Genomic DNA, 19,719 nt, shown 5'->3' with positions numbered 1-19,719 from the left:
CGGCGTTCACTCGGACAAAAACGAGCTACTCTCGTTGACTTCTTGGGCAGGCTGGAGTAAGGTCTCTATTTTGTCCAGCAGTTCGGGGATGGCAATGGGCTTCATTAAATACGCATCCGGACTGGATTGCTGCAGCACCTGACGGGCAATGGGCCATTCGGCACCAGAGATGAGGATGACGGGTAATTTATAGGGCAACGCCTTGATGGCTTCCAGGACTTCGATGCCGCTGAACCGTGGCATCAACAGGTCCAACAGGACCAGATCGGGGCGTTGGTGGGGATGCCGCAGCCAGCTAATCGCTTCCCGGCCATCGTTGGCCATCAGTATTTCGTAACCCGCTCTGGTTAATCTCGAAGTCAGTAAACGTCGATAAATGGCGTCATCATCCACGACCAGTATTTTTTGTTTTCCTCCCATCTTCCCTATCGACACCCAATCTACGTTTCTTCGAAGAGTAATCAGGCGTTGGCTTTTAACGTTGAAAATTTAGTAGTAAACTTCGTGCAGCCCATAATGTTACGCTGCGGGTGTTAAGGCAATTCGTTCAATATTCGCACCAAATCGTGCGGCAGGAACGGTTTTCGCAGAAAGAATTGAAAACCGGTCGATTTCACTCGGTCGATGGTTTCAACACTATCGTCGGCCGACAGGGCAATCAGCGGCACGCCGGGTTGGATTTCCTGCAACGCCCGGGCCAGTTCGTAGCCATCCAGTTCGGGCATGTGCAAATCCAGAATCATGGCCCGGTACGGAACGGTTTTTGCCGATTCCAGCGCTTCCAGTGGCGAATTAAAAACCGCCACTTTGCCACCTTGTTTCGTGATGTGATGGGCTAATAATTTCGTATTGAGCGGGTTGTCGTCGACGGCCAGAAACAAGTCGGCTGGTTTCGGCGCCAGAGCATCCGATTCTTTCGGAATGGCTTCAAACACGGGGAGCGACAACCGAAAGCCAAATTGTGATCCTTCTCCTTCCTGACTCTGGACTTCGAGTTTACTGCCCATCAGTTCCAGGAGTTGGCGGCTGATGGCCAGCCCCAAACCGCTCCCCCCGTAAAGCCGGGTGGTTGAGGCCGAAACCTGGGTGTATTCGTTGAACAGCAAAGCCAGGGAGGCCTGCGGAATTCCAATACCGGTATCGTGTACGGCAATTTTTAAAGTCACTTCCGAATTGTCACCGGAGAGAACTTCGACCCCCACGCGGACTTCCCCAACGTGCGTAAACTTGATGGCATTGCTAATCAGATTCAGTAAAACCTGAAACAAGCGGGTCGCATCGCCCTTCAACTGGGCAGGCAACCGGGGATCGATCGAAGCGGTTAACTGAATATTTTTCTGCTGCGCCTGCCAGGCCTGCATGTCAATTGCCTGTTGAATCAACTCGCTGAGCGAAAAGGGTATTTCTTCCAGCAGCAATTTTCCGGCCTGTAATTTACTGTAATCGAGAATGTTATTAACCAGATTGATGAGCGTGCGTCCCGTCGTTTGCAGACGGCGGAGACTTTTTTGCTGGTCTTCGCGGGGCCGTTCGTCGATCATTAACTGGGTATAGCCCTCCAAAGCATGCAGCGGAGTCCGAATTTCGTGACTCAGGGTGGCCAGCAGCTGTGATTTCTGGCGGGCCAGCTCCTCGGCTTCCGCCCGCGCCTGAACCAGCTTATTGTTCGTTCGTCGTAACTCCATCAGGAGCATAACCTGAGCGGCCAGCGCCTGTAGCGTAATTTTTTGCGCGGGTGCCAGCTGCCGGGGATAATGGTCGATCACGCAGATCGACCCGATGGCCAGCCCTTCCGAGGACAGTAAAGGGACGCCGGCATAAAATATGATGTTGGGTGGCCCCACCACGGCGGGATTATCCCAAAACCGGATGTCCTTACTGGTGTCTTCCACCACCAGCGGATGGACGTTGACAATGGTGTGCGCACAGAGCGAGATTTCCCGCGGAATGCTGCTGACTGCCAGCCCAAAATAGGATTTAACCCACTGCCGGTCTTTATCGATCAGGCTAACCATTGCAATGGGCGTCTGGCAAATCTGGGACGCAATGTGCGACACCCGGTCGTATTCGGCTTCCGGGGCCGTATCCAGCAGGAAATATTGATGAAGTGACTCAAGCCGTTGAGCGTCATTGAAGGGGATCGGTGCCGTCAGCATATCAAGGTAAATAAAGCTGGTAAAAGGCATTTCCTATAAAACCAATCTTTTTTGGAGAAAACCGCCGGATTATTTTTCCGGGATGAGTCTTTTATTTCCTGGTTTCACAGTTAATAGAAATAGAGATGGTAGTTGGTAACTATCGGTTACAAAAAATATTCCATTCGAATCTTCGTGTCTGATAAAAGCCACTAATCACCAAAGTTTAACGAATAGTTAACCTATTTATTCCAGCTTTAATCAGGTTTTAATTGGGCCGGGTGGGTGCATAAATAGTGCCAGATGGCACTTTAATTTATCTTTTGGCTGGCCGGTTGTTGCAGTGGTTTATTGGGACGGCTTTCCCATTTCCCGGATTTCAAATAATCTTCAGCCGTTCTTCTTCCAGGTCGATTTGGTATAATTGCTGTCGGATAATTTCCTCGTCAATCTGCGGGTCTTTGTTGAGTTCGGTGAGGTATTGGCGCTGGATTTCGAGCACTTCCACAAAAATGATCTTGGTCTTTTTATTCATCCAGCTATCGTCGGTGGCTTTGGTCCGCTCTTCCCATTGCTTGAGGAATTTCTCCATACCGACATGACCATTCAGTTCGTTTTCGTATTTATTTTTCAGAAACTGGTAGACGTGCTGCTTCAGTCCCTGTTTCATTTTCTGTTTGGTCAGGGCTTCGGATTCTTCATCCAGTATGCCTTCAAATAATTTCGTCCGGGTGATAAAGGAGGGAAGCGTAAGTCCCTGTACCAGAAGGGTAAGCAGGATTACAACAAACGTGATGAACAGAATGAGGTTCCTTTGGGGAAAAGCCGGGCCATTGTCCAGCGCAATGGGAATCGCCAGCGCCGAAGCCAGCGACACCACCCCCCGCATCCCCGTCCAGCCCAGTAACAGCGGCATCATCCAGCGCCTTCTGTTGGAACGGGCACGGGGAACTACACTCGGACGAAAGATGATGGTAGCCAGCAAGGCTGCAAATGAACTGATCATCCGGGCCGCAATCAGCACCCCGGTTACCAGCAACCCGTAGCCGATGGCCGTGCGGATTGGAATGCCTTTCGCGTGCAACCCCTCGACAATTTCGGGAAGCTCCAGACCGATGATCAGAAAGACAATACCGTTCAGAATATAGACGAAACTTTCCCAAACGCTGAAGCCTTGAATCCGGCTGGCACTGTTTAGGAAAACCAGCCGCTTGGCCGACATGTATAAACCGCCCGTTACGACCGCCAACACGCCCGAGCAATGCACCTGTTCAGCCGCCCAATACATAAAATAAGGCTCAATAAGTGTCAGGGTAATGTGCGACTGCGCATCGAGCGGAAGGCGTCTGTGGGCCTGCACAAAGATCCAGGCCAGCACCAGGCCAATGCCCGCGCCACCCAGAATCATCCATATAAAACTCAGCGCCACATCCTGCCAGATAAACTGCCCCGTTCCGACGGCTACCAGCGCAAACCGGAAAATGATCAGGGAAGATGCATCGTTTAGCAGGCTCTCCCCTTCCAGAATGGCCGAGGTTGATTTTGGAATCTTCACAAATTTGGTAATAGCGCCGGTACTGACCGCATCCGGTGGCGACACGATTCCGCCCAACAAAAACCCCAAAGCAATGGTAAATCCCGGAATGAAGTGATGCGCGATGACCGCTACTGAAAAAGCAGTGAAAAACACGACAAGAAAGGCAAAACTGCCAATGATCCGCCACCATTTTTTCATTTCCTTGAAGGAGATCGACCAGGAAGCTTCAAATAGCAACGGTGGCAGGAAAATGAAAAAGATCAGGTCGGGATTAATTTGGACCTTCGGTAGTCCCGGCAGGAAACTAACCAGCAGCCCGGCTACCACCAGCAGAATCGGATAGGCAATTTTCAGTTTGTTGGCCCACATATTCAACAGCACGATGGCCGCGATCATGGCGAGCAAAAAAGGTAAAAGGGTGTGCATGAAACGAGTTGTGTTGCGTAATTACGCCGTAGGGAATTTAACCAGATATGCCTTCAATATAGCCCCAATGTACAAAAAAGGCTGATGATGAACAGAATGCCTCATTGCAATGACTACCGGTTTGGGGCGGTTTTTACCAGGGAGTTGGTCCGGTTTTAAGATTGGCAGCGTCAACGAGCGTTTCGTTTACGATGCACAGCACGGTTTGAGAAACCGTATCGGTTGTTGAAACCGGTTGTTGAAAAAGGTTTCTGAGAAGATTCAGAACAACCATTCAGCGCTGTTTGTGCCGACAAAGGTAACGAAGAATGTGAAATATCCGGCTTTTGATCAGTTAGCAGATTACTGAAAAACCACCCTGTCAGGGCTTTCAGCCGCTGACAGGGTGGGGTTAATATTTCACGATTTTCTTTCGAATTACCTGCGTCCCGATTCGGACTTCGATCAGATACATTCCGCTCGGCACCGTTCGGAGGTCGAGACTTCGTTCAAAACCGTCGTCGGTTTTCTGGAACTGCTGCTTCAACACCTCCATCCCGGCGACGTTCCGAACCGAAAGCGTGGTCAAGCCCCGCAGGGCGTTCCGGAACGTGAGGGTGGTCAATCCGTCGCTGGGGTTGGGTGATACCGTTAACAACTGATCGGGTAAGGACGTTGGAATACCGGTAACGGCACCGGCGCGTACGAAAATCCGGGCGGTGGCCGTCGAATCACACAATTCCATACCGGAACCCGTAACGGTATAGGAAGTTGTCTGGGTGGGGCGGGCGATCACCTGCGCACCCAGCGTTGAACTCAGATTGGCCCCGGTCCAGTTGAAAATACTGGCTCCCCGGGCATTCAGCGTGACCGCTTCGCCAGCGCCCACAAATTGCGCCGAAGCCGCAACCTGGACGGACGATTTCATGCCTACGCGGGCCGAAATGTCATGGGCGACGTTGATACCAAGACTGTCCGCATACCGCGCCCAGTCGCCCTTTGCATTTTGTTTCCAGGCCGTTGCAAAAACCGACTCGCCGTTCTTCGTTGTTACCAGCGCCACGGTATCTCCGGCTGCGTACTTCAACTCAATGCCGATGTGGTAACCCAAACCGCTCAACGGCACGTTTCGGTCGAAGGTTACTTTGGTAGCCCGGTTATTGGCGACGTCTTCCAGGATGGTTCGCAACGGCACTTCTTTCGTTTCCAGGATGGCGCCCGGTCCGTTCTGGAAGCCGCGTGCATTCCAGACGTTCACAACCACAATGGATTCGGTTTCAGCACCTTTAGCGGCTTTGGCCACGCCAAACCGTAAGCTGGCCGAGCTCAGGTTGGTATAACCCAATTCGTTCGCAAACGATTCGGATACAGCTTTGGTCAGTAAACTATTCTGGCCCGCTACATACCCTCTTCCCCCGGGTTGAGGCAAAACCGTTCGGGTACCGTTGAAATTGGTTTGATCGCTGCACAACCCGCTGTTTAACACCTCAATATACGCCGTTTTAATTAATGGCTCGGAAGCTCCGGCAGGATTAGCGGCCACCAGCGTTACCTTGAATTTACCCGCCTGATTGTAAACAACGGTCGGATTCTGTTCCGATGAAGTAGACGGTGTTCCCCCTTCGAAGGTCCACTCCCAGCGCGTGGGGAAGTTGGATGATAAATCCGTAAACCGGACTGACGAACCCAACAGAACACGCTGGCGGTCGGCGCGGAAGTCCGGGATCGGTTTTCCGGCGACGCTCGTACCACATAGGCTGTTTTTAACCAGATTCGCCCGGCGCGGACTCACGTCCATAACCGCCCGGATACGAGTTTTCTGATCGAGCGTAAACACGTTAAAACAGGCGTCGTCGGAATAATCCATGTAGTTTTCAACCATGTTGGTATTGCCACAACTGACGCGTCCTTTCTGACATCCCCGGCTTTCGGAAGCCTGCGGAGGGGTGTCGGCGCAGAAATCGTCCCCGCAGGTTGCATCGCCCCAGATATGGCGAAGGCCCAGCCAGTGACCAGTTTCGTGAGTCAGCGTCCGGCCCAGATTGGTTGGTGCCCGCAGGACCGGGAAACTGCCTTTTTCGGAATTTCCAAACGCCCAGTAATTCACAACGACCCCGTCCGTACTGGCCGGTCCGGCCGACGGAATCCCCGGCAGATTGGACCCGCTCGGAAACTGCGCATATGCGACCACAATACCGCCCGCAGTAGCCTCGCTCATATCCACCACCCAGATGTTAAAGTATTTTTCGGGGTCCCAGTAAGAACCCGGTTTTAACACGCCTTCAACGTCACTTCGCGACCAGGTCGCCCGGTTTCCGTTCACCCGGTCAATCCCGCGTTCGGCCATCGCTCCGCCCTGCTGGTTGAAAGCAGCCAGACAAAACTCGATCTCGATATCGGCCCCGACGGCGTTCGTGTTAAACCCGCGCGTTCCGGCTTTCCGCCGAAAATCTTCGTTGAGGGTTTCGATTTGCGACTGCACCTGCGCGGCACTGATGTTCCGGCCGGTGCCGACGGCTTCACCATTGTGAACCACGTGGACAACGACCGGGATGGTCAGTAAGCTGGCGGCCAGACGGCCCGTACTCTGGAGTTTTTTGAGCTGGGTAATCCGGTCCTGCAACGATTTTTCAAGGTCATTCAACGAGCCCATTTCCGGATAACGTGCCCGTAGAGCGCTGTCCATTTGCATGGTTGCGCATTTTTCCGCCGTGGGCCGATCAATAATCTGCTTCCAGGCGGGGTTCTGCTGAGCTGCTAACCAATGACATGTCAGTAGAAATAGAGCTGTGGAAAGGAGTAATCGTTGAAGCATAAAACGGATCACAAAGTGTGAATTACGACTTGAATTTTACCATCAAATCCCCAAAACGCTCAGGAAATTTTCTATTTAAACCGCAATCCACCTTTTATTTAGTGGTTGAATTAAACGTAAACCGGTAACTGGCGTTGACCGGATCGGTGTATATTTTTTCGAAGTAAATCTCTACCGTCATCGATGTGGCCGTCAGATTCTTGATCGTGTAGGGCAAAACGCTGTTGGCAAAAACCGGGATCACAAATTCCAGCGTTGCGTTGGCGTTAATCAGCGCCCAGCTATCTTCGAATAAGGTGTCGGGTTCTGTAGCACTGCATTTTAAGGAACCGTTCAGGTAAGAAAGTTTGCGGGACTCATCTGCATAAAAGACGTACTGATCATCCCCCCGGCAGGCACTCAACGCATTCTGAACCGGGATGATGCCCGATTTCTGTCCCTGATCGACCACTTCGATGGAGACCAGCCGCCAGGTTTTCTTATCGGTTCCGGTAAGAAGCTGGCTGTAGGTCGGCGGCTTCGGTTCCAGTTTCTCCGCACAACCGGAGAAGATCCAGATCAGGCCAGCTGACAAAACCACAAGTCGGGCGAATATTTTCATGGTACTCATTATTGCGGAGTGTAAGTAAATGGGAATGTAATCGTCAAGGTCGTATCCTTACCGGCCGAGTTTGTGAAAACCGATTTCCAGCGTAGATTAAGTGAAATCTGACGGTTTTGCGGATTCCAGGAACCCGAGCCCGTCAACGTATCCCCACCCAGATCAGGACTCGACTGAACCGGAATCGTCAGCGAATTATCCCCGTTGTCAATAAAAGTAAATTTGGGTTTGATGGCACTGAATCCGAAAATATCTTCCAGCCCGATATTCCAGTTCGCGATCGTGTAGGTTTTACAATCCAGGCTGCTGATGTCGATACCCGAAACCGTAGCGCTGGCCGGCGTAATTCCCAGCAGGTTTACATAGGCTCCATTCTGGCGGACACCCGCATAGCTACCGCTGAACAGGCAATCATCCTGAATGATAAACGTCATCCGTTTTCCCAAAGCGCCTTCATTGCCAAAACCTACCTTCAGCGAATTGGGCGTAACACTTGTCAGGGTCAGCACCACCGTTTGCGATTCCAGGATATTATTCGCGTTGTTGATCAGTTTCAGCTTGATCTCCCCAAAACTTTGTTTCGCCGGAATCGTCACGGTTCCTTTGGTAGACTGAAAAGCGTAGTCTTTCCCTTCCCGGGCCGTTCCGCTGACGGTATAGTTAATGGTGATCGCTTCATTCAATTGCGGCCCCGCATTGTGCACGCGGATGGTAATCGGCTGGCTGTAGCTTTCTTTGTAGGTCAACGTTGTATCCGTAAACCGCACAAAATAAGGCCCTTCAAAGGTTCGGTCGATGTCTCCTTTTTCGCAAGCCACCACCACCCAGCCCAGGAGTAGCGCCACCAAACCAACCAGCAACTTTTTATAGATAGTCATCATGCGTCGTTATTGATCCTTTCTTAATATCCCGGATTCTGTGCGCCTTTCAGGGCCGGATTTCGCTGAATTTCGGTTTGCGGAATGGGCCAGCGCTCATAACGGGCATTCCAGTTGGGCGAAAAGGCTGCCATAACGGTCTGAACGCGCCCGGTCCGGACCAGATCATACCAGCGGTGCCCTTCAAACGACAGCTCATACTGGCGTTCGCGCTCGATTGTCAGCAGGAGTTCAGCCTGCGAAGTCACTGCAGCCGCACTTGCTTTCGCCCGGGCCCGGAGAACGTTTACATCCGCAATCGCTCCGCTTGTCCCCGTCAGTTTGCCCAACTGGGCGCGGGCTTCGGCCCGGATCAGGTACATTTCCGCCAGCCGGAAAACCACCATGTTGGAGTTACCGTCGGTGGCCGTACCGTATTTCCGAACGGTCCAGCCGTTGTCGTTACCCCGCTGTTTCGTACCGTCGAATCCGATGGTGCTAATCCGGTCTTTCGATTCCGCCGATGCCAGCGCCTGAATCAACTGTTCGGAAGGGATCATTTCGCGCCGGGTCACGAGCAGGTTATTCAGCAAGGGGCTATTCGCATCGTTCTGCGTATAACCCACTTCAAAGATCGATTCTTTCGGAAAGTTGGTCAGCACGATCGTTTCGTAAGATGGCTCCAGGGTATAGACTTTCGAGTCGATCACCTGCCCGGCATACTGTTCGGCCAGTGCCCAGTTTTTCTGATACAAATAATACCGGGCCAAAGCCGCCTTGACGGTATTCTGGGTGGCATACGCAGCTCCTTCGGTTTGCTCAGCGGGCAAATTGGTGAGGGCATACTGGTAATCCGCCAGCACGGAAGCCAGGATGTCAGCCTTCGCCGTTCGGGCAATGTTCCGGTTGGTTTCCTGATCGGTGGTTGTCACTTTCGGAATATCACCGTAGGTATAAGCCCCGTAAAAATTGGACAAACCGCGCAGAAAGTGGGCCTCAGCCAGCAGTTGCTTTTTCGCGGCAGCCTGCACGCCCGTTAAATCCGGCAGACGTTCCAGAATAAAATTGGCGACGTAAATTGTGTTGTAGATGTAGCCCCACATGGCCGCAACGTCGCCATTGGTGGTCGTGACCTGTTTGGTACCAAATTCCCGGTAATCATTGAAAGTACCGTTGTACCGGACGTGATCGGACATAAAATCCCCGGCCACCACCGTATACTGGGTAATGGCGCGGAACGAGGAATAAAGTCCTACGCGAACGGCCGGTACATCCTGCGGACGCTTCAACACCAGGTCATCGATCCGCAAGTCGCGCGGAGGTGGTTCCAGCACTTCTTTACAGGCACTCAGATACACCAGCGAAAACAGGAAAATATAGCTAAGAAGACGAGTCATAATCGAAAGTGATGAACGATGCGTATGGATTAAAAAGTAACCGAAAGACCCACCATGCCGGTTTTTACCTGGGGCAGGGTGTTAAGCTCAATACCCTGTGCCGAGGTCGATCCGTCAAGCGTACTTACTTCCGGATCGGAACCGCTGTATTTTGTCAGTGTCCAGAGGTTGGTTCCCGAAACGTACACCCGGGCGCTGGCCACCTTGACCCGGTTTACCCACTTTTTATTAACATTATACCCCAGGGTCACGTTTTTCAGGCGGAGGTAAGATCCATCTTCCAGAAACCGGCTGCTTTGGTAGTTATTGAACGTATTTTCGAATTCGTACCGGGGAACGCTGGTAATGTCTCCCGGTTTCCGCCAACGTTTCAGCGCATCCTTGCTCTGGTTGAACTCCAAAGATTCGCCTGCATTGACCGTACTGTTCTTCGTCAAATTGAGCACTTTGTTTCCGTACGAGAACTGGAGGAAAACACTCAGATCGAAGCCATTCCACGACACTTTGTTGGTCATCCCACCGAAGAGTTTGGCCTGGGCCGTTCCGATTACCTGCGCATCGTCGGGCGTAATCCGGCCATCGCCGTTTTTATCTTCATAAATTGCGTCGCCCGTTGCCGGATCAACGCCCAGGAACTTGAGTCCCCAGAACGTCCCGAGCGGCTGGCCGGGCAAAATAATGTTCGTCGCCGTGGCTCCGGAAGCCTGGTAACCCCGGTACAACGGTTCGGGCGTATCGAGTTCCACGACTTTATTGGAGTTGTGAGACAGGTTCAGATCCGTGCTCCAGCGCACGGTTTTATTCAGATTGACCGAAGACACCGTCAACTCGGCTCCTTTGTTCGATACTTTACCGATATTTCCCTGAACGGCGCCAAAACCGGTCGTACGCGGAATGGGCTGGGCAAACAAGAGTTTATCCGTTAAGTTGTCGTAAGCATCGATCGAGAAAGACAAGCGACCGTTAAAAAAGGAAGCATCCAATCCTAAGTTGGCTTCGCGGGTTCGCTCCCACTGCAGAAAAGGGTTCGGAACCGACGATGGTCCCAGACCCGTGGCCCCGCTGTAGGTTGTTGATCCCCAGGTACCCAGAAACTGGAAGTCTCCAATTCGTTCGTTACCCGTGTAACCAAAACTGGCCCGCAGCTTCAGGTCGCTCAGGTCGCGGAAACGCTCCATGAACTCTTCGCCGGAAATCCGCCAGGCAGCCGAAGCCGATGGAAAAAACCCAAACCGGCGGTCACTCCCGAATCGTGATGAGCCGTCGTACCGCGAGGTCAGCGTAAACAGGTAGCGTTCCTTGTAGTCATACCGGGCTTCCCCAAAGAACGACAACAGACCGCTGTTGGACAACCCTGAGCCTCCCTGGTCGACTACACCGGCTGAACTGATATATGTAAAGTCGTCGCTGGTAAACAACCGACCCTGCACAAAGCTGCTCCGGTCCGTCCGGTTGATCAGTTCGTGACCCAGCATCACACTCAGGCGGTGCTTTTCGCTGAATAGCGCATTGTACGTCAGCGTGTTGGTATTGATGAAGGTAGCCGCTACGGAAGCCGTATAAACCCCGAGCCCCTGCCCGCCGACACCTTCGCTGATCCCGCCCGCCCAGGTCGTCGTCGGGAAGTAATCATCGTCGATAACGCTATTGTAGTCGATACTGGCTTTGGACCGAAACCGCAGGTTATCCAGTAATTCATACTCTGCGTAAATACCGCCTAACATTTTGACCGAAATTACATTTTGGCGCGGAAACAGGGCTTCGCCAACCGGGTTGTAATTGCGCAGGGAATAATTCGGATCACCCGGCACCAGGATCTGCCCTTTTTCATTGTAGGGCGAATAAAATGGCAGGCTATTGACCGCCCCGGAGTAAACCCCATTGAGCGAGTTATCGCCCAACACCCGTTTGTTCATGGAGCGGGCCAGCGTCATATTGGTTCCGAATGATAACTTCGAGTTGGCTTTGTGGTCCAGATTGACCGTTCCACTCATGCGTTTAAACTCATTCGCCAGCAGAACACCCTGCTCGTCACGGAAGTTGCCACTGATGTAAAACCGGGTTCGTTCGGTTCCACCGCTCGCCGAAAGCTGGTATTGCTTGTAGAGTCCGCGACGGGTAACGGCATCGACCCAATCCGTATTGATCGCGTCGGTTACGCCGGGAATTAACCCGAATTTGTCCGGGTCCTGACCGGCATTGACAACCGCTTCGCGTTGCAGTTCGAGCAATTCCGTCGAGTTCAACAAACGCGGTTTGCGGATAATTTCCGTCATACCCCGCTGCACTTCCGCCGTGATCGTGGTTTTTTCGTTGTTCTTCCCGCGCTTGGTGGTGATTAGCACCACACCGTTGGCGGCCCGGGAGCCGTAAATGGCTTTGGCCGAAGCATCTTTCAAAATCTGCATCGACTCGATATCATTCGGATTCAGCAACGCAAAAGCGTTGTCGTTCTGCCCGCCGGTACCCAGCGAAGAAAGACCGCCGTCTTCGACAGGAACGCCATCGACAATAAACAGGGGCCGGTTGCTGGCCGAGATGGACGTGCTACCCCGAACACGGACGGAAATACCCCCCCCCGGCGTACCCGACGATTGGGTTACCTGAACCCCCGCAGCCTGACCTTGCAAAGCCTGATCGAAACTCGTTACCGGAAGCTCTTTGAATTTTTCAGAAGATACCGAAACCATCGAGCCGGTAATGTCTTTCTTCTGGACGGAGTTGTATCCCGTTACGACGACCTGTGCCAGTTCGTTGACGGCTTCCTTCAACTGCACATTGATGACTGACCGGTTATTGATCGTGACGTCCTGGGCAATTAGCGCGATGGAGGAGAAAGTCAGGATATTTTTGTCGTCGGGGACGTTGATGCTGTAACTCCCCTGCGCATCGGTGCTGACGCCGATGGTTGTTCCCTTCACAACGACGTTCACGCCCGGCAGCGTGGTTCCGTCCTGCGCCGAGGTTACCCGCCCCGTCACCCGGCGAGTCTGCCCAAATGCCAGACTGCCCGACAGAATAAGAAGTAATAACCAGGAACTTAAAAAAGTAGACCGTCTTCCCATAGATTGGTTACTGCGTGTTTAACTGAACTCCCGGCCAGGATTAAATGCCTTTTCTGCCCATTAAAAGTCCAATATACTTAATTTTCAAAATTATAAACGTTGAAGATCTATTAATCAATGTATACCGAATAAAAAATTCTGTAACATAGACCATGACGCGGTTTTTGACTGAAACGTTGTAGTTAGGCCAAATAAAAACGCCGAACCCTGAGGGAACGGCGTTTTTAGTATTAGCTTTTACTACCTGTCAATAGCCCGGATTCTGAACCAGCAGGTTGTTGGCGTCAACTTCGCGTTTTGGAATCGGGAACACCAGCTTCGGATCATTCCAGTTATAATCACCGGTTTTGCCTTTGGTCCGTTTGATGTCGTGGATGCGTAACCCCTCGAATGCCAGTTCTTTAACCCGCTCGGTTAGGACGTTCTGGATCGTCGGTGCCGCAATCGGCGCGATCCCTGCGCGCTGCCGGATGGCGTTCAGATCGGCGGCTGGCGTGGCGCCCACCGTTGAATTCAGCCGGAGGTTGCATTCGGCACGGACCAGCATCATTTCCGCCAGCCGAATCACCGGAATGTTGGCACCAAAGTCGGTGTATTTTCCCGTATAGTAGCGGTTTACACCTTTGTATCCGATGTAAAAAAGCTCCGTCCGGCGCGCATCCGTCGAATCATACGAAGTAACAAAAGCCGTGTTTACCTGGATGTCACCCCGACCAATATTGACGCCATTTACCGGCAAGCTGGCATACAGGGTGGTCAGACCGTCGTTCGACGTTCCGGCGTTGTTCTGATCGTTTTGCTGAATTTCGAAAATACTTTCTGACGTATTCCGGTTGCGGAAGGCAGAAGTAACCGACGGATTCAGCCGGAATTGCCCCGACTCAATGACCTGATTGGCGGCATTCAGCGCTTTGGTATAATCGCTTTGCTGCAGGTAAACCCGCGCCAGAAACGCCAGAGCCGAATACTTATCCGCCCGCGTTCTGTTATCGGTGGGCAACAAGGTCGATGCTTTGGTCAGATCGTCGATTGCTTGGGCGTAAACCTGAGCGACTGTATTCCGGGCTGCGGTTTGGGCAGCCTGATCCGCGGTGATGGTGGCCCGCAACACGATCGGCACGCCCGGCTGACTGTTGTCGGCGGTTGCACCCCAGGGCAGGGCATAATACCGTGCCAGTTCAAAATACAGAATGCCCCGTACAAACCGCGCTTCTCCTTCCAGTTGGGCTTTTTTATCAGCATCCTGCACCTTGCCCAGCGCTTCCAGCACATTATTGACGGTATTAATGGCCGCGTAAGCATTCACCCAGGTGCGGGTTACATCGGTATTGATGGCCTGCGTCGTTTTCTGATACACTTCGCGGTAACTGGCAAACGTGCCGCGCCAGGTCAGGTACCCTTCGGCTCCCTGCAATTCAGACAGCAGGTTCAGGTTGGTTCCGTACAAGGCCCCGTTGCCCAATTGACCGTAAGCCCCGATAATGGCACTTTCGACATCCTGTTCCGTCGATAAAGCCGTTGCGGCATCAATCGACTGGGCGGGTTGCAGATTCAGCCGGTTGTCGCAGGCCGACAGGCCCAAAACCAGCGAAACGCTTAAGATTGCGATTATTTTTTTCATCCTGAAAGTCTTTTTTGATTGTCTTCCTCCACGCAGGTTTGCGGAGATGAGCTGACAATCCGGCTAAAATTTAGAATCCGAGATTGATACCAACCGTGATCGTCCGGGCCTGCGGTGGCGTATAGAAATCGTGTCCCAAGGCGACGTTGGCCGTTTGGGTCGACGAATTTGCGTACTGCGTGCTCACCTCGGGATCGTACCCGGTATACTTGGTAAACGTAAACAGGTTCAGGGCTGACACGTAAATCCGGGCCGACTGCGCAAAAACCCGGCGCATCAACCGACTCGGCACATTATAGCCCAGCGAAACGGTTTTAACCCGGAGAAACGACCCATCCTGCACCCAGCGCGACGAAACCGACGTTCCGTTTCCTTCGTACAGACGCGCCTGCGGAATGTCAGTCTGATCACCCGGTTTTTGCCAGCGTCTCAGCTGGTCAACGGTTTGGTTATCAAAATAATCGCCATTGACTGACTGGAATAATCCGGCAACGTTGTAGATATCATTTCCCGAAACGAATTGCAGCAACACGTTCAGGTCGAAGCCTTTGTAGGAGAAATTATTGGTCAAACCACCCGTAAAATCCGGGTTCGGGTTGCCGACGTACAGGTCCGGCGCCGAAGCGTAATCGTTGGTCGGTTTTCCATCCGGGCCTTCATACAGGGCGTCGCCATTGGCGGGGTCAGCACCCAAATACTTTTTACCGTAGAAAATACCCAGTGGCTGCCCTTCCGTCACGTAGCTCAGGAAGCGCGAATTGGGGCGGATGGGCGATACATCGAGCCGGAGTACTTTATTGCGGTTGAAGGAAATGTTGAAATTAGTCGACCAGCGGAAAGCGCCAACCAGATTCTGGGAGGTCACGCTGAATTCGATTCCCCGGTTTCGCAAACTACCGATGTTGCGGGCGATGGTCGTAAAACCGTTAATGGCAGGTTGCGGTACGTTCAGCAGCAAGTCGTTGGTCGTTTTGTCATATAAATCGATCTGGCCGTTCACCCGGTTATTGCGGAAGCCAAATTCCAGACCCAGATCAAACTGCGACGATTTTTCCCAGCGCAAATCCGGATTGGCGATCTGGGTAGGCTGAATACCGGCCTGATCCGCGTACGGAATGGCGGAATACAAACCCCGCGAGTCGAAGTTGCCAATTTCTGAGTTGCCGGTTACGCCGTAGCTGGCCCGCAGTTTCAACAGACTAAGAACGGGAACCAGATTTTTAATGAAAGGCTCTTCATTCAGCACCCAGCCTGCCGACACCGATGGAAAAAAACCGTACCGGTTATTAGCCCCAAACCGCGATGAGCCATCGATCCGGCCCGACAGTCCGAGCAGGTACCGATCCCGGTATTTGTAGTTGGCCCGGGCAACGTACGAAAGAATGCTGTACCCCGTGGCAGTCGAACTGCCACTCAGAATGCGGGCCGCACTGGCCAGTTTCTTAAACTGATCGTTTGGAAAACCCCGGCCCGAGGTTGTTACGGACTGCAAATTCTGTTCCTGGTAGGTTATACCTCCCAGTAAGTCAATGTTGTGATTACCGAAAGTCCGCAAATACGACAGGGTATTGTTGGTCGTCCAGTTCAGCGCCCGCGACTGCGCCTGGTAGCCGTAGCCCGTGGGCGAACCATCTTCCGTCAGGCGGCCTTGATAAAGTTCTTCCTGCAGGTTCAAAAAGTCAAAACCGTATTCGGTGCGGAACGTCAGTCCGGGAATGACCTGATACGATCCAAACAGGTTGCCAAAAATCCGGTACGTATTTGCATAATTATAGGCATTGGTGACTTCGATCAGGTTGTTGTAATACAGCGTCTGCCGGTTAAACTGGGTCGGATTGGCCGGATCGTAGATCGGCTGGATCGGCGGCAGTGCGTTCAGCTGCACCGGGTTCGAGAAAGCGTTGTCGCCCGGTGTTTTGCGGTTAATCGTCCGGGTCAGGGCCAGACTGGTTCCGACGGTAAACTTCTTGCTGATGTTATGATCCAGGTTTAACCGGATGTTGTTCCGCTTGAATTCATTCGCGATCACAATCCCGATCTGCTTGTTGAGCGCCCCTGAAAGGTTGAAGCGGGTCTTTTCGTTTCCTCCGCTGATCCCGAAATTTGCCTGATTGACCGACCCGGTTTGAAAAGCCTGGTCGGACCAGTTTACGTCGGAGGTGGAATTAAGGTCCAGCCCGGCGCCTTCAAATTCCTCGGCCGGAACATAACCGGCATTGGTGGCGGCTTCCGAGAAGAGTTCCTTGTACTGGGCGGCATTCAGGAATTTGCGCAGTCGGGTTGGTTTACTCACCCCGGTATAATAACCGACGGTTACGTTGGTCCGGCCCACTTTTCCCCGTTTGGTTGTCACCAGCACGACGCCATTGCTGGCCCGTGAGCCATAAATAGCCGATGCCGAAGCATCTTTCAGAATTTCAATGGACTCAATATCATTCGGATCAATGTCGGCCAGCGGGCTGAAAAGTTCGTTGTCCGTGGTATTGACGTCCTGTGAAGTAATCGGAATGCCATCCAGCACGTACAGAGGTTCGTTTCCGGCCGAAATGGAAGCCGCCCCGCGAACCCGGATCTGCAGCGCCGACCCCAGCCGACCGCTTCCCTGCGTAATCTGAACGCCCGGCGTACGGCCCTGCAGGGCGGTTTCGAACGTTTGCACCGGTAGCCGGGCAATGTCGTCACCTCTGACCGTTACCTGAGAACCGGTCAGGTCCCGACGTTGCTGCGTACCGTACCCAACCACGACCACCTCATTCAAGGCGCGGGCATCGTTGACCAGTCTGACATCAATCGTGCTGCGATTGCCAATTTCAACTTCCTGCGTAGTAGTACCGATGAAGCTAAAAATCAGCGTACCGCCCGAGCTGGGAACACTGATCGTGTAGGCGCCATTGGCGTCAGTCTGGGTGCCGCGCGAGGACCCTTTCACTTGAATGGATACACCCGGCAACGATGATCCGTCATCGGCAGACGTGACCTTTCCCGTCACCTGCCGGTCTTGCGCACTAGCCGTCGCCCACACCAATAGGGTTAGCAGACAGCTAAGCAGTAATGATCTTCTCATACAAATAGGTTTGGTTTGTTAATGAAATTGATAAACTATTACGTAATCCCGCACTCAATGGGAATTTACTTAATGGCAATTTAATGCAATCCGGGGGATAAGAAGTGCCTTACAATCAAAAAAATTTGTATGCCTGCATACCAATAAACGATAATTTATCGGCTCTGCAATTAAACAAAAAATAAAAATAAAGCTATAAATAGCTGATAAACAAAGACATACCCAGTTCTTCTATATTTTAGTCCAAGAAAAAGCGATGAGATCACTCTGGCAGGCAACGTTCCGTATTTGCTACCTCATTGGGTTACAAAATGTATTCATTTCTGCCCAACCGGTTTACAAACAGACGGAAAGGTTCGGCGTTTTGCAGTAGCGGTTCCCAAACAATTGATTTGCCTCGGTTTATTACAGGTCAGTTACAAGACAGAATCCAGCGTTTTGCTTAGCTCGGATTTGATGGATTGGGTGTGCTGGTAACCAATGCGGAAGAGATCGCGGGCCCGTCGCCAGTCGAACACATCGAAGCGGCTGAGTTCGGGCGGCTCGATGAGCAGATTGCATTTGGCCAGGCGTTCCTTGGTTTTGCTGCGGACGGCCAGAATCAGGCTGCGTTCCAGGACGCCTTTGACGGAGGTAATCGGTTTTTGCGTCGTGAACGGATTGCAGTGAACGCCCACGATAAAATCAACTTTCGGCTCAACAACTTCCACCGGCATATTATTCAAAACCGCCCCATCAACGTATTGTCGTTTATTGATCAGATACGGTTCAAAGATTCCGGGCAAACAACAGGACGCCAGGATGGGCCGGACGAGTTCACCGGTTTCAAAAACCGTCAGAACGCCTTCGTTCAAATCCGTCGCCACTACGTGCATAGGGATTTGTAGGGCTTCAAAACGATCGTGCGGCAGATAAGTCCGGTATAAGTCTTCGGCTTTATCAAGTCGCAGCAAACCCATCCGGGTAAACGCGGGCCGGATGTGCCGGTAAAACGGTGTCGTCTCGATGATTTTCAATATTTCATCAGGCGTATATCCATTAGCGAATAACGCGCCGACAATTGCTCCGGCACTCGTACCCGCAATCTGATCGAATGCAAAGCCCTGCTCGAGCAATCCCTTCAAAACGCCCAGGTGCGCGATCCCCCGCGCCCCGCCCCCCGAAAGCACCAGGCCAATTTTCATTGCATTACATCAATTAATTACCAGACAACTATTTCTTATAATAAGCTGGAGAGCGATCCTTTGTCCCGGATTCGGATGCCTTTTTCGGTCGCTTCAACGGTGGCAGCTTCAAAAAGCGGATCGTGTTCGAAAACCAGAATCCAGTTCCCATCGGCGGCCTGTTGCAGCAAGCGCGTTTTTTCTTCCAGCGTCAACAGCGGGCGCACATCGTAGCTCATGATCCACGGCAACGCAATGTGGGCCGACGACGGAATCAAATCGGCAACGTACGCAATGGTCCGATCCCCAAACTTAAAAATGGGCAACGTCATTTTTTCGGTATGCCCGTCGACCTGCCTTAGATCAACGTTGGGAAATGCGAAACTATTTTTATCCAGAAACTGCAGTTGGCCGCTTTCCTGCAATGGCTCCATATTCTCCTTCAAAAAAGACGCCTTCTCACGCGGGTTCGGATGGGTGGCCCACTGCCAGTGTTCGCTATGACTCCAATAGGTTGCTGCACTGAACGTTGGCAATAAGCGATCAGACGCCCGATATACAGCCCCACCAACATGATCGAAGTGCAGGTGAGTCAATAAAACATCCGTAATATCCTTCTCCGAATACCCCGCCTGGTGGATCGACGTCAAAAGGGAAGCCTCACCGTGTGGTTCATAAAAACTGAAAAACCGGGCATCCTGTTTATCACCCATGCCGGTATCCACCAACAACAACCGGTTCCCGTTTTCGACCAGCAGGCAGCGCATGGCCCACGTACAAAGGTTGCGGTCGTCGGCCGGATTGTGTTTGCTCCAGAGCGTCTTCGGTACAACGCCGAACATCGCCCCGCCATCTAATTTGAAAAAACCGGTATCAATAATTTGTAATTTCATAAGGATTCAGCTAGGATTTCCGAAAATGAATAAACAGACTCTCATTTACAATTTAATTGGCTATTTTTCCCCGAAAAATAAAAAATGAACATACTTTACTTGAAGAAAAAACTATTTTTATTTATTTTAAAAATTGATTTGACTTGCATTTACCAGACATAATCAT

General features: G+C 52.1%; 12 protein-coding genes. All 12 read right to left on the bottom strand.

Going from position 1 to position 19,719, the window contains the following annotated elements:
• Positions 1 to 6: 6 nt before the first annotated feature.
• A complete protein-coding gene (locus GJJ30_RS31010; protein ID WP_154179127.1) occupies positions 7 to 420 on the bottom strand; it encodes a response regulator in 414 nt (137 codons plus the stop codon).
• A gap of 113 nt (positions 421 to 533) precedes the next feature.
• Positions 534 to 2,156, bottom strand: a complete 1,623-nt coding sequence (locus GJJ30_RS31005) for a GAF domain-containing hybrid sensor histidine kinase/response regulator (RefSeq protein WP_205880635.1) — start codon at positions 2,154 to 2,156, stop codon at positions 534 to 536.
• Positions 2,157 to 2,514: 358 nt separating this feature from the next.
• Positions 2,515 to 4,098: a Na+/H+ antiporter gene (locus GJJ30_RS31000; RefSeq protein WP_154179125.1), complete on the bottom strand. Its 1,584-nt coding sequence runs from the start codon at positions 4,096 to 4,098 to the stop codon at positions 2,515 to 2,517.
• 391 nt (positions 4,099 to 4,489) lie between these two features.
• The gene (locus GJJ30_RS30995) at positions 4,490 to 6,763 is read right to left on the bottom strand and encodes a M43 family zinc metalloprotease (RefSeq protein ID WP_229313573.1); all 2,274 of its coding nucleotides are present in this window, start codon (positions 6,761 to 6,763) and stop codon (positions 4,490 to 4,492) included.
• Between the two features lie 223 nt (positions 6,764 to 6,986).
• The gene (locus GJJ30_RS30990) at positions 6,987 to 7,493 is read right to left on the bottom strand and encodes a hypothetical protein (protein WP_154179123.1); all 507 of its coding nucleotides are present in this window, start codon (positions 7,491 to 7,493) and stop codon (positions 6,987 to 6,989) included.
• An 8-nt stretch (positions 7,494 to 7,501) separates the two neighbouring features.
• Positions 7,502 to 8,374: a Calx-beta domain-containing protein gene (locus GJJ30_RS30985; RefSeq protein ID WP_154179122.1), complete on the bottom strand. Its 873-nt coding sequence runs from the start codon at positions 8,372 to 8,374 to the stop codon at positions 7,502 to 7,504.
• Between the two features lie 20 nt (positions 8,375 to 8,394).
• A complete protein-coding gene (locus tag GJJ30_RS30980; RefSeq protein ID WP_154179121.1) occupies positions 8,395 to 9,747 on the bottom strand; it encodes a RagB/SusD family nutrient uptake outer membrane protein in 1,353 nt (450 codons plus the stop codon).
• Positions 9,748 to 9,776: 29 nt separating this feature from the next.
• Positions 9,777 to 12,812, bottom strand: a complete 3,036-nt coding sequence (locus tag GJJ30_RS30975; RefSeq protein WP_154179120.1) for a SusC/RagA family TonB-linked outer membrane protein — start codon at positions 12,810 to 12,812, stop codon at positions 9,777 to 9,779.
• Between the two features lie 247 nt (positions 12,813 to 13,059).
• Complete coding sequence (locus GJJ30_RS30970; RefSeq protein ID WP_154179119.1) at positions 13,060 to 14,433, bottom strand: RagB/SusD family nutrient uptake outer membrane protein; 1,374 nt, start codon at positions 14,431 to 14,433, stop codon at positions 13,060 to 13,062.
• 70 nt (positions 14,434 to 14,503) lie between these two features.
• Positions 14,504 to 17,497, bottom strand: coding sequence for a SusC/RagA family TonB-linked outer membrane protein (locus GJJ30_RS30965; RefSeq protein WP_154179118.1), 2,994 nt, complete (start codon positions 17,495 to 17,497; stop codon positions 14,504 to 14,506).
• A gap of 416 nt (positions 17,498 to 17,913) precedes the next feature.
• On the bottom strand, positions 17,914 to 18,681 hold the full coding sequence (locus GJJ30_RS30960; RefSeq protein WP_154179117.1) for a patatin-like phospholipase family protein: 768 nt from the start codon (positions 18,679 to 18,681) through the stop codon (positions 17,914 to 17,916).
• Between the two features lie 35 nt (positions 18,682 to 18,716).
• Positions 18,717 to 19,553 carry an MBL fold metallo-hydrolase gene (locus GJJ30_RS30955; protein ID WP_154179116.1) on the bottom strand — a complete coding sequence of 279 codons (837 nt, stop codon included), beginning with the start codon at positions 19,551 to 19,553 and terminating at the stop codon, positions 18,717 to 18,719.
• Between the last annotated feature and the right edge of the window lie 166 nt (positions 19,554 to 19,719).

Source organism: Larkinella terrae, from assembly GCF_009668025.1.
In the GTDB taxonomy this organism is placed as follows: domain Bacteria; phylum Bacteroidota; class Bacteroidia; order Cytophagales; family Spirosomataceae; genus Larkinella; species Larkinella terrae.
Note: the sequence above shows the minus strand (reverse complement) of the source record. Positions and strands in the feature narration are given on the sequence as shown.

What these genes read in the sequence shown, in the direction of transcription:
- GJJ30_RS30970 (WP_154179119.1), bottom strand. Translation starts at nt 14,433, where the DNA reads ATGAAAAAAATAATCGCAATCTTAAGCGTTTCGCTGGTTTTGGGCCTG.
- GJJ30_RS31000 (WP_154179125.1), bottom strand. Translation starts at nt 4,098, where the DNA reads ATGCACACCCTTTTACCTTTTTTGCTCGCCATGATCGCGGCCATCGTG.
- GJJ30_RS31010 (WP_154179127.1), bottom strand. Translation starts at nt 420, where the DNA reads ATGGGAGGAAAACAAAAAATACTGGTCGTGGATGATGACGCCATTTAT.
- GJJ30_RS31005 (WP_205880635.1), bottom strand. Translation starts at nt 2,156, where the DNA reads ATGCTGACGGCACCGATCCCCTTCAATGACGCTCAACGGCTTGAGTCA.
- GJJ30_RS30965 (WP_154179118.1), bottom strand. Translation starts at nt 17,497, where the DNA reads ATGAGAAGATCATTACTGCTTAGCTGTCTGCTAACCCTATTGGTGTGG.
- GJJ30_RS30975 (WP_154179120.1), bottom strand. Translation starts at nt 12,812, where the DNA reads ATGGGAAGACGGTCTACTTTTTTAAGTTCCTGGTTATTACTTCTTATT.
- GJJ30_RS30995 (WP_229313573.1), bottom strand. Translation starts at nt 6,763, where the DNA reads ATGGACAGCGCTCTACGGGCACGTTATCCGGAAATGGGCTCGTTGAAT.
- GJJ30_RS30955 (WP_154179116.1), bottom strand. Translation starts at nt 19,553, where the DNA reads ATGAAATTACAAATTATTGATACCGGTTTTTTCAAATTAGATGGCGGG.
- GJJ30_RS30960 (WP_154179117.1), bottom strand. Translation starts at nt 18,681, where the DNA reads ATGAAAATTGGCCTGGTGCTTTCGGGGGGCGGGGCGCGGGGGATCGCG.
- GJJ30_RS30990 (WP_154179123.1), bottom strand. Translation starts at nt 7,493, where the DNA reads ATGAAAATATTCGCCCGACTTGTGGTTTTGTCAGCTGGCCTGATCTGG.
- GJJ30_RS30980 (WP_154179121.1), bottom strand. Translation starts at nt 9,747, where the DNA reads ATGACTCGTCTTCTTAGCTATATTTTCCTGTTTTCGCTGGTGTATCTG.
- GJJ30_RS30985 (WP_154179122.1), bottom strand. Translation starts at nt 8,374, where the DNA reads ATGATGACTATCTATAAAAAGTTGCTGGTTGGTTTGGTGGCGCTACTC.